We start from the raw sequence: 11,750 nt of genomic DNA, 5'->3' as shown, positions 1-11,750 counted from the left end.
GATTTATGAACTTTATTGAAATTGAAAATAGACAAAATAAATTAGATTTAAAAAATGAACATTTAGACTTAATTAAAAAAACAATTGAAACAGTTTTGGAATATGAAAAATTTAATAATCCATGTGAAGTAAATGTTATAATAACTGATAATGAAGAGATAAGAGAAATAAACAGACAATTTAGAGGTATTGATAAAGAAACAGATGTTCTGTCCTTTCCACAATTAGAATATGATGAGGGCTATGAAGAAGAGGGTGAAATTGAAATAGGTATAGAAGATATAAACCCTGAAAGTGGGTGTGTTGTTTTAGGTGATATGGTTTTATCCTTAGAAAAAGCATTAGAACAGTCAAATGAATATGGTCATTCCTTTGAAAGAGAAATAGCTTTTCTTGTAGTTCATAGTATGTTACATTTACTAGGCTATGACCATGAAAATGAAGAAGATAAAAAAATTATGAGATACAAAGAAGAAGAAATCTTAAACAAAATAGGACTGCCAAGGTAAGGTGAAAATATGAAGCTAAAAAAAATATCTGATAGTTTTAATTATGCTATTGAGGGTATAATTTACTCAATAAAAACTCAAAGAAATATGAAAATACACTTGTTGGCTGCTATTTTAGTGTTATTTTTGAGTTTATTTTTCGATTTTTCAAAGCTTGAAATTCTAATATTGTTTTTTACTATAACGTTGGTAATTGTTCTAGAAATGATAAATACAGCAATTGAAGCAACAATCGATGTTACTGCTAATTATTATCATCCATTAGCTAAAATAGCAAAAAATGTTTCAGCAGGTGCTGTTTTAATTGCTGCTATAAATGCTGTTGTTGTTGGGTATTTGTTGTTTTTTGATCGTTTAAAACCATTATCTAATACAGTTTTATTTAAAATTAAGCAATCAGATATAACTGTTGTATTTATTTGTTTAATACTTGTTGTCATTGCTACAGTTATAATAAAAGCTGTATATGGAGAAGGAACTCCATTAAAGGGTGGAATGCCGAGTGGTCATAGTGCATTAGCATTTGCAGCAGCTACGGCAATATCACTGTTTATACAAGATTTACTAATAATAACTTTGGTATATTTTTTAGCATTTTTAGTAGCACAAAGTAGGGTTGAGGGGAAAATACATTCTCTTTATGAAACTATTGTTGGGGCTCTGCTTGGCATATTGATAACAATTTTTATATTTAAATTGTTATCATGAAGCAGAATTACCCAATTTTTTTTTATAAAAGTATTGAATTTTTCACAAAATTATATATAATAGTAATTCCTAAATATTATGAAGAAACGAGGGGGAAAAATATGGAGAATAAAAATCTAATAGAAATTGCAAAAAATGCTATGAAAAATGCTTATGTTCCTTATTCAAACTTTAGAGTTGGAGCAGCATTATTAACTGAAGATGGAAAAGTTTTCACAGGATGTAATGTGGAAAATGCAACTTATGGAGCAACAAATTGTGCTGAAAGAACTGCTATTTTCAAGGCTGTATCAGAGGGATATAGGAATTTTAAAAAAATAGCAATAATAAGTGATAGTCCTAATTTTACATATCCTTGTGGTATATGCAGGCAAGTAATAATGGAATATGGAAAGAATATAGAAGTTATTTGTGCTAACAGAGATGGGGAATTTAAAGTCCATAATATTTGTGAACTATTACCATATGCCTTTACAAATGAAGACATTGAAAGGAGTAGGATAAATGAATAAAGAATTTAAATCAGGCTATGTAACAATTATAGGTAGGCCTAATGTTGGTAAATCAACATTGATTAATGCTATAATGGGAGAAAAACTTCTAATAACATCAAATAAACCACAAACAACAAGAAATACTATTCAAGCTATACTAACAAGAGACAACTATCAAATCGTTTTTATGGATACACCTGGATTACATAAACCAAAACATAAATTAGGAGAATACATGGTTAAAGTTGCGCAAAGTACATTGTCGCAGGTAGATGTTATAGTTTTTGTTACAACACCCGAAGAAGAAATAAATATTTCTGATAAATATATCATTGATCAAATAAAACAATCTAAACCAATAAAAATACTTGTTATAAATAAAGTAGATACGGTGAACAAAGAAAAGTTAGCTAAAACTATTGAAAATTATTATAACTATTTTAAATTTGATGAAGTTGTTCCTATATCAGCATTAAAACAAAAGAATGTAGATGAGTTAATCAAAGTTATTGTTGATAAATTACCATATGGACCTAAGTATTTCCCAGATGAAATGATTACAGATCAACCAGAAAGGTTTGTTGTAGCAGAAATAATTAGAGAAAAGTTACTACATAATTTACAGGAGGAAGTACCACATGGTACTGCAGTAGAAGTTATAACAATGAGAGAAGATAAAGAAAAGCAGTGTGTTAACATTAATGCAACAATTTATTGTGAGAAGGAATCTCATAAATCAATAATAATTGGTAAAGGTGGACAAATGTTGAAAAAGATTGGTCAAAGTTCTAGAATAGATATAGAACGATTTTTAGGTACAAAAGTATTTTTAGAGTTGTGGGTAAAAGTTAAAAAAGACTGGAGAGATAGTGAAGCAATATTAAGAAGTCTAGGATATAAATAAAAAATAGAGAGGTGATGATTTTGTCATACTTTAAAGTACAAGGAGTTGTATTAAAGGTGCGTAATTATAGTGATTATGACAAAATCATCACTATTTTTACGGATAAATTTGGTAAAATTGATGTATTATGTAATGGAGCACGAAAAACTAAAAGCAAAGTGTTACATTTAACTCAGCAATTTTGTTTTGGTGAATACATAATAAGTAAAGGAAAAGATATGTATATTCTTAATTCAGGTGCTTTAAATAATTCATTTCAAACACTTTTAACAGATTATGAAAAGTTAATGCTTGGCACATACTTTTTAGAATTTATAGATAAATCAACAGAAATAGAAAGTAAAAATATATATATTTTAGCATTGTTATTAAAAACACTTTATATCCTTGAAAGTGGTGTAGTCAACTTAAAACTATTAAAAGTAGTTTTTGACTTTAAACTTATTTCATTATTAGGTTATACACCTCAAGTTATAAAGTGTGTTATCTGTGGAAATATTAATATAAATAATGGTCTATTTTCTAATGAACATGGTGGAATAATCTGTTCTAATTGTACAAACAAAAAAAATCTTGATAATAATGAAATTAAATTTTTTAGAATCATAAGGAATATAAAATTAGAAGAATTGGTTAAACTAAATTATGATGAAAAAATTATAAGGAAAATTGAGTATCTTTTAAAAGATTATATTAACTATTACTTATCAATCAAGTTAAATACGCAAGATTTTATTAATATTTAAATTAGGAGATGGTTATATGGAAAATATAACTTTAGAGAAGATTGACATATTGAGAGAAAGAGCTAACGTTACTTATGCAGAAGCAAAAGAGATTTTAGAGAAACATAATGGAAATGTAATTGAAGCATTAATTGAATTAGAAAACAAACAAAAAACATTTACACAGAATGTTGCAGAAATAAGTAATGAATTGACTGAAACAATTAAAGATATTATAAAAAAAGGAAACGTTACAAGAATTAAAGTAAAAAAGGATTCAAGGGTATTAGTTGATATACCAGTAAATGCAGGGGTTGCAGCAGGAGCTTTAACACTATTTAATCCATATCTTTTAGTTGTTGGAGCAATAGCTGCTCTAGCAACAAAAGTAACGTTAGAGATTGAAAGGCCAAATGGTAAGATAGAAGTAATAAATGATGTAATTAAAGAAAAGTATGAAGAAGTAAAAGATAATGTACAAGAAAAAGTTAAAGATGTGAAAAATAATGCAAACGAAATAACAAATAATATAAGGACTGAAGTAGAAAACAAGATCGAACAACTAGCAAATGAGTTAAAAAATGTAAAAGAATAAGTCAGAATTTACTGACTTATTCTTTTGTTTTGACAATATATGCTATTGAAAAATTATGTATAAGTGATAAAATATACATAAAGATAAAATATACTAATAATACAAGAATTTAACAATTTATTATAATATACAAAATTTTATTACAATTTGCTGTTTTTATATAAAATATATTGTAATTATTTCTCTGCATTTATATAATAATATATAATATTAGGTGTATTTATGTATAATAAATGCAGAGAGGGTGATTATTATTAAACTAACAAAAAGACAAGAGGAAATAATTGAAATAGTAAAGAAAAATCAACCTATAACAAGTGAAAAATTAGCTGAAATGCTAAATGTTACAAGGGCAGCATTAAGACCCGATCTAGCAATTTTAACTATGACTGGTATACTTGAAGCTAGGCCTAAGGTTGGTTACTTATATTCAAAAAAGAGTAGTAATAGCTTAATTTTTGAAGCAATTAAAGATATAAAAGTATCAGAAATTAAATCTAAGCCAGCAATTGTTACAGAAGATACAACTGTTTATGATGCAATTGTACAATTATTTTTAAATGATGCAGGTACAATCTTTATAGTGAATAATGGATATTTAACTGGTGCTGTATCTAGAAAAGATTTTTTAAAAATTGCAATGGGAAATTCTGATATACACAAAGTACCAGTTGGAATAATAATGACAAGAATGCCTAATATAATAACTGTAACTGATGATGATTTAGCATATGATGCGGCTAAAAAAATTATAGAACATGAAGTAGATAGTTTACCTGTTGTAGAAAAAGTAATATTGGATGATGGCAAAGAGGTTTATAAAATAACAGGTAAGGTTTCAAAAACTAATATAACTAAGTTATTTGTCAAGTTAGGGGAAGGTAGATAAGAAGGGGTCTTTTTAAAATGCGGGTCATAAATTGACCCAGTGGGTTTGGCAAAAATAAAAATTAATATAAAGCAAAAAGACAGGGGGTTGTCAACATGAATCAAAAAAAATATGTTTACCTTTTTAGTGAAGGTAATGCAGGTATGAGGAATTTATTAGGAGGTAAAGGGGCAAATCTTGCTGAAATGACAAACATAGGGCTACCTGTGCCACCAGGTTTTACAGTTACAACAGAAGCATGTACTCGATATTATGAGGATGGTCAGGTAATAGGGGACGACATCGTAGAGCAAATTTTCGAACACTTGGAAAAATTAGAAAAAATTTCAGGAAAAAAGTTTGGCGATCCTACAAACCCATTGTTAGTATCAGTTAGATCTGGTGCAAGGGCATCAATGCCAGGTATGATGGATACTATCTTAAACTTAGGATTAAATGATGAAACTGTTGAGGGACTTGCAAAATTAACTAATAACGAAAGATTTGCATATGATAGCTACAGAAGATTTATTCAAATGTTTAGTGATGTTGTAATGCAAATTGACAAAAATTTGTTTGAGAATATACTAGATGAGATTAAGGAACAAAACAATGCAAAATATGATACAGATTTAACAGCAGAAAATTTAAAGGAAGTAGTAAAGAGATATAAAGAATTATATAGAAAAGAAAAAGGCGAAGAATTCCCAAGTGATCCAAAAGTTCAACTTTTAGAAGCTGTTAAGGCAGTATTTCGTTCTTGGAACAATCCAAGGGCTATTGTTTATAGAAAGTTAAACGATATACCTAGTGATTGGGGTACAGCAGTAAATGTTCAAATGATGGTTTTTGGTAATATGGGAGAAACTTCAGGTACAGGAGTTGCATTTACAAGAAATCCATCGACAGGTGAAAATAAAATATTTGGTGAGTATTTAATAAATGCACAGGGTGAAGATGTAGTTGCAGGAATAAGAACACCACAAAGCATTGAAACATTAAAAGAGGTAATGCCAGAGTGTTATGACGAATTTGTTAGAATTGCACATATACTTGAAAAGCACTACAAAGATATGCAAGATATGGAATTTACAATAGAACAAGGAAAACTTTATTTCTTACAAACAAGAAATGGTAAGAGAACAGCACAAGCTGCTTTAAGAATTGCAGTTGAAATGGTTGAAGAAGGACTAATAACAAAAGAAGAAGCAATGTTAAAGGTTGAACCAAAACAACTTGATCAATTGTTACATCCAATGTTTGATCAAGAAGAGTTAAAGAAAGCTAAAGAAATTGCAAAAGGATTACCAGCTTCACCTGGTGCTGCATGTGGAAAGGTATATTTTACAGCTGAAGAAGCAAAACAAAGAAGACAATTAGGTGAAAGAGTTATACTTGTTAGAACAGAAACATCACCAGAAGATATAGAAGGTATGGTTGCTGCTGAAGGTATATTAACTGCAAGAGGTGGTATGACATCACATGCAGCTGTTGTTGCAAGAGGTATGGGTAAATGTTGTGTTGCAGGCTGTGGAGATATTAAAATTAATGAAGAAGGTAAATATTTTACAGTAGGAGATATCGTTATAAGAGAAGGAGATTACATATCAATTGACGGTAGCACAGGAAAAGTTTATGGACAAAAAATAAAAACAGTAGAACCTGAAATTACAGGTTATTTTGGAACATTCATGGAATGGGCAGATAGTATACGCAAATTAAAAGTTAGAACTAATGCAGATACACCAAGAGATGCAGCTCAAGCTGTAAAATTTGGTGCTGAAGGTATAGGTTTATGTAGAACAGAACATATGTTTTTTGATGAAGACAGAATACCTGCTGTAAGAGAAATGATTGTTGCAAAAACAGAAGAACAAAGAAGAAAAGCATTAGATAAACTACTACCAATGCAAAAACAAGACTTTATAGGTATATATGAAGCTATGCAAGACAGACCTGTTACAATAAGATTACTTGATCCACCTTTACATGAGTTTTTACCACAAGAAGATGAAGATATAAGAGAATTAGCTGAAAATATGGGTATTTCATATGAAGAATTAAAAGCAACTGTTGATAGTCTAAAAGAATTTAATCCAATGCTAGGCCATAGAGGTTGTAGATTAGCTGTTACATATCCAGAAATTGCTGAAATGCAAACAAGAGCAATAATAGAAGCAGCAATAGATGTTAAGAAGAGATTAGGCTATAATATTGTACCAGAAATAATGATTCCACTAGTTGGTGATGTTAAAGAGCTAAAGTATGTTAAAGATGTAATTGTAAAAGTAGCCAATGACATAATAAAGAGAGAAAATGTAGATTTACAATACAAAGTTGGAACAATGATTGAAATTCCAAGAGCAGCGTTAACAGCAGATGAAATAGCAAAGGAAGCTGAATTCTTCTCATTTGGTACAAATGATTTAACACAAATGACATTTGGATTCTCAAGAGATGATGCTGGCAAATTCTTAAAGGATTATTATGATAAAAAGATTTTTGAATATGATCCATTCCAAAAACTAGATCAATCTGGTGTAGGAAAACTTGTAAAGATGGCATGTGAATTAGGTAAACAAACAAGACAAGATATTAAGTTAGGTATATGTGGAGAACATGGTGGAGAACCTACATCAGTTGAATTCTGCCATAATGTTGGATTAGATTATGTATCCTGTTCACCTTTTAGAGTTCCAATAGCTAGACTTGCAGCAGCTCAGGCACAAGTTAAAAATCCAAGGTAATTAAAAAGGGGCTTTTAGGCCCCTTTAATATTTGTTATTAAAATAATCAAATATATTTAACATAAATTGCTGATGATTGTTTTTTTGACTAACCAGTTCTTTTAAAATTCTATAAAAAGCTTTTTTATTACAATGTTGAATGTTCTTATAGTAATCTCTTGTTAATTTCCATATTTTATTAGGAAACATCAACTGTGCAATCAATAACTTAAATTCTATTTGATTTAATGGACGTATGCTTTCATAACTTTCAAGTGCTGTTTTGAAAATTTCAAAATTCCAAGAAGTATTTTTTCTTTTCATTATTCTTTTTATAAATACATAAAAATCATTAATTGAATAATCAATTTTTGCTTTATCAAAATCAATTATATAAATGTCGTTTTGTGAAAATATAATGTTTTTGTTTACATAATCATAGTGACACAGAGAAGTTCTAACATTATCGTTGCTAAAATCTATTTGAGATAATAAATATATAGAATCCTTTGCACTTTCTATGTAATAGTCAGCATATTCAATAAATAGTTTGGAAAAACTGTCCTTGTAATAAAAGGCTTTATTTGCAGAATCTAGAAGTTGCAAGAAATGTTTTGAATAACTATCGTAAATATCTTTATCTTCATAAATAACTTTACTACCACTAATGCTTCTAAAATTCTTTGTAGCATTATGAATCTTAGCTAAGTTTTTAGAAGCATCTTTAACATCTTCAATATTATCATAATCACATTTTCTACCATCAATCCAATCCATTAAAACAAAATAATTTCCTTTATAATAAACGTATCTTAATCCATTTTTAGTTTTTAGAAATCTTGGACATTTTATTCCGTGATAATTTAGCCATTCAATTATGGAATAAATGAACAGCAGAACTTCTTTGTCATAATACATTTTTTTTAAGCATTTTATACCATTATTAGTATAGACTTTATAAACAGCACGTGGCTTATCAGAATCTTTAATTTTTATATTTTCAATTTTTGTAATTTCATAAGGATAATAGTTTAGAACATTTTTTATATCTTCGGCAGTATAAGTTGTTGTCTGTTTATTAACAATTTCATATTCCATAATATCACCCCTTTATTTACAGTAAATTATATGATTTAAGTCTAAATAATAGAATAATTATGCTTTTTTACTAAAATAATAAAATTATTAGAATAAAATTAATTATTTGATTAAGAAGGGTATTTCATTTTTTTGTTGTATATTAAATATGAATAGTATAATTTAAAAGTGGTGGTATTTATGAATATAAGAGAGCATTACGAACAATTAGAAGAAAAAATACTTTCACCTCTTGCTACCAAAAGTAAATATACAAAAGGAAGACTTAAGTTTGAAGAAAAATGTAATATTAGAACAGAATTTCAAAGAGATAGAGATAGGATCATTCATTCGAAGGCTTTTAGGAGATTAAAACATAAAACTCAAGTATTTATTGCACCAGAAGGTGATCACTACAGAACAAGACTTACACATACATTGGAAGTTGCTCAAATTGCAAGAACAATTTCTAGAGCTATTGGTTTAAATGAAGATTTGACTGAAGCTATAGCATTAGGACATGACTTAGGACATACACCCTTTGGCCATACAGGTGAAAATGTTCTTAATAAAATAGCAAGTTGTGGTTTTAAACATTATGAACAAAGTTTAAGGGTTGTAGATTTTTTAGAAAAAGGAACAGGGTTAAATTTAACTTATGAGGTCAGAAATGGTATACTATGCCATTCTTCAAATTTAGAAGCTGAGACAAATGAAGGAAAAGTTGTAAAATTAGCTGATAAAATAGCCTATATTAATCATGATATAGATGATGCAATAAGAGCAGGTATTATTACAATAGATGATTTACCTAAGGAATGCATTAAAGTTTTAGGAAAGGGACATTCTGAAAGAATTAATAAAATGATTACAGCTGTTATCGAGCATGCAATAAAATTTGGAGTTGTAGCTTTAGTTGGAGAAATAGGTCAAGCAACATGGGAGCTTAGAGATTTTATGTTTAAAAATGTTTATATAGGATCAAAAGCAAAGCAAGAAGAAGAAAAGGCTATAAAAATGATTCAAGCGTTGTATGAATATTACTATAATAATCCAAATAAAATGCCTACTGAATTTATAAATAGAATCGAAGAATGGGGAAAAGAAAGAGTAGTTTGTGATTTTATAGCTGGTATGACTGATAGATATGCAATAAATGAATTTATTAATATTTATATACCACTATCATGGGGGAAAATATATTAATTTTTTGTTAACGAGAAGGAATATAAGATTAAATGTCGAATAATATTGTATTGTGTCATGTGATGATATGCGTTTAATAACAATTTTAAGAAGGAATTTGATTTAATTTGTAGAAATATTAAGGTGATAAGATGGGAAGAATTCCTGATGAAATAATTTCAAAGGTAATTGAATATAATGACATTGTTGATGTTATTTCTGATTATATTAATTTAAAAAAAGTAGGGAGAAGCTATGTTGGAGTTTGTCCATTTCACAACGACAGAGGCCCGTCCCTAAGTGTTTCTCCAGACAAACAACTTTTTCATTGTTTTGGATGTGGAGCAGCAGGAAATGTAATTGGTTTTATAATGAAAATAAAAAATTTAGAATTTAAAGATGCAGTTTTATATTTAGCTGAACGTGCTGATATTAATATTGATCTTAATGATAAAAAAGATGAAAACACTAAGTATAAAGAAAGATTATATAAAGCAAATTTAGAAGCAGCAAGATTCTTTTATAAAAATTTAAAAGCTTCAAAAGTGGCAGTTAATTATTTATTGTCAAGAGGAATAGATTATAAGATTATTAATAGATTTGGACTAGGTTTTAGTTTAAATGAATGGAATAGTCTACTAAAATATTTAAAAAAATTAGGTTTTAAGGATGAAGAAATAATTTCTGCTGGCTTAGTTATAAATTCTGATAAAGGTATTTATGATAGATTTAGAAATAGGATCATGTTCCCGATATTTGACATAAAAGGTAGAGTGATAGGTTTTGGTGGGCGTGTTATTGATGATTCAAAACCTAAGTATTTAAATACTTCAGAAACATTAATATTTGAAAAAGGAAAAAATTTATATGGTTTGAATTATGTAATAAAAAATAAAAGTGCAAACAGTATTATAATTGTTGAAGGATATATGGATTGTATAAAATTGCACCAACATGGATTGGAAAATGTTGTTGCTTCCTTAGGAACTGCACTGACACTTGAACAAGCAAAATTATTAAAAAGATATGTAAATGATATATATATATGTTACGACTCAGATGCTGCAGGCCAAGCAGCTACATTAAGAGGTTTAGAAATATTAGAATCAGTAGGATTAAATGTTAAGGTTATAAATATTCCTCAGGGGAAGGACCCTGATGAATACGTTAATAATTATGGTATAGAAGAATTCAAAAAATTAATTGACGAAGCTATTTATATAACTGATTATAGAATTTTAAAAGCAAGAGAAGGAAAAAATTTAAAAAATCAATTTGATAAAATTCAGTATGTTAATCAAGTTATAAACATATTATCTAAGTTGAAGGATGATGTTCTGATACATCATTATTCTGAACAATTATCAAACGAAACAGGTATTGCATTATCAGTAATAATTGAAAAAATAAACAAATCAAGAACATTATCAATAGAAAAGAATAATAATCCGAATTTAAGGAATAATATTAAAGGAAATATTTACAATTTAATACCTGCATATAAAAAGGCAGAAGCTTTAATTTTAGCAATTTTACTTTATAATGACAATAGTATTAGTAATATAATATCAAAAATTTCACCAGATGATTTTATTACAGATGTTTATAAAGATTTAGCTAGAGATATTTATTCTAAATTATTAAAAGGTGAATCTATAAATATAAATAAGGACGAGTATATGGCAAAATATCAAAATTCTGAAGATATTTCTGATATTGCACGAGTTTTCGCTTATGATATTAATAGTCTAAATTTAAGTAATTCTGATGATACAATAATAAGCGATGCAATTAAAACAATAAAACGTTACTCTATTGAAGAAAAAATAAACCATCTGAAAAATGAAATTAAAAATTGTGAAAAGGAAAACAATATACAAAAATCCATTGATCTTATGCAACGTTTAGTAGCGCTCCAAAAGGAGTTAGAACATATATAGGCCTTTGAAAGGAGGTTAT

Annotated in this window: 11 protein-coding genes; 10 read left to right on the top strand and 1 reads right to left on the bottom strand. The window is 28.1% G+C overall.

The window, feature by feature from the left end:
* Positions 1-5: 5 nt before the first annotated feature.
* The 8 genes from ybeY (at position 6) to ppdK (ending at position 7,550) form a co-directional block, all read left to right on the top strand.
* Entirely contained in the window at positions 6-509 is a 504-nt protein-coding gene (gene ybeY / locus TCEL_RS05055; RefSeq protein WP_018661796.1) for an rRNA maturation RNase YbeY, read from the top strand.
* A 9-nt stretch (positions 510-518) separates the two neighbouring features.
* Positions 519-1,217: a diacylglycerol kinase gene (locus TCEL_RS05050; protein ID WP_018661794.1), complete on the top strand. Its 699-nt coding sequence runs from the start codon at positions 519-521 to the stop codon at positions 1,215-1,217.
* A gap of 101 nt (positions 1,218-1,318) precedes the next feature.
* Positions 1,319-1,729, top strand: coding sequence for a cytidine deaminase (locus TCEL_RS05045; RefSeq protein WP_018661793.1), 411 nt, complete (start codon positions 1,319-1,321; stop codon positions 1,727-1,729).
* Positions 1,722-2,615, top strand: coding sequence for a GTPase Era (gene era / locus TCEL_RS05040; protein ID WP_018661791.1), 894 nt, complete (start codon positions 1,722-1,724; stop codon positions 2,613-2,615). Before TCEL_RS05045 ends, era begins: the two co-directional genes overlap by 8 nt.
* A 20-nt stretch (positions 2,616-2,635) precedes the next feature.
* A complete protein-coding gene (gene recO / locus TCEL_RS05035) occupies positions 2,636-3,361 on the top strand; it encodes a DNA repair protein RecO (RefSeq protein ID WP_040683745.1) in 726 nt (241 codons plus the stop codon).
* Positions 3,362-3,377: 16 nt separating this feature from the next.
* Positions 3,378-3,935, top strand: coding sequence for a DUF4342 domain-containing protein (locus TCEL_RS05030; protein WP_018661787.1), 558 nt, complete (start codon positions 3,378-3,380; stop codon positions 3,933-3,935).
* Between the two features lie 253 nt (positions 3,936-4,188).
* Complete coding sequence (gene ccpN, locus TCEL_RS05025) at positions 4,189-4,824, top strand: transcriptional regulator CcpN (protein WP_198010667.1); 636 nt, start codon at positions 4,189-4,191, stop codon at positions 4,822-4,824.
* A gap of 95 nt (positions 4,825-4,919) precedes the next feature.
* Positions 4,920-7,550 (top strand): pyruvate, phosphate dikinase, encoded by a 2,631-nt coding sequence (ppdK, locus tag TCEL_RS05020; RefSeq protein ID WP_018661782.1) that lies wholly within the window; start codon positions 4,920-4,922, stop codon positions 7,548-7,550.
* 24 nt (positions 7,551-7,574) lie between these two features.
* On the opposite strand, the gene TCEL_RS05015 is transcribed toward ppdK, so the two are convergent.
* Positions 7,575-8,627 carry a CotS family spore coat protein gene (locus TCEL_RS05015; protein ID WP_018661780.1) on the bottom strand — a complete coding sequence of 351 codons (1,053 nt, stop codon included), beginning with the start codon at positions 8,625-8,627 and terminating at the stop codon, positions 7,575-7,577.
* Between the two features lie 180 nt (positions 8,628-8,807).
* Here TCEL_RS05015 and TCEL_RS05010 point away from each other — a divergent pair, with 180 nt between their 5' ends.
* Together TCEL_RS05010 and dnaG are read left to right on the top strand one after the other, a co-directional pair.
* Positions 8,808-9,812 carry a deoxyguanosinetriphosphate triphosphohydrolase gene (locus TCEL_RS05010; protein WP_018661778.1) on the top strand — a complete coding sequence of 335 codons (1,005 nt, stop codon included), beginning with the start codon at positions 8,808-8,810 and terminating at the stop codon, positions 9,810-9,812.
* 131 nt (positions 9,813-9,943) lie between these two features.
* Positions 9,944-11,731 (top strand): DNA primase, encoded by a 1,788-nt coding sequence (gene dnaG / locus TCEL_RS05005; protein WP_018661776.1) that lies wholly within the window; start codon positions 9,944-9,946, stop codon positions 11,729-11,731.
* Positions 11,732-11,750: the final 19 nt, after the last annotated feature.

Source organism: Thermobrachium celere DSM 8682 (genome assembly GCF_000430995.1).
GTDB lineage: Bacteria > Bacillota > Clostridia > Clostridiales > Caloramatoraceae > Thermobrachium > Thermobrachium celere.
Note: the sequence above shows the minus strand (reverse complement) of the source record. Positions and strands in the feature narration are given on the sequence as shown.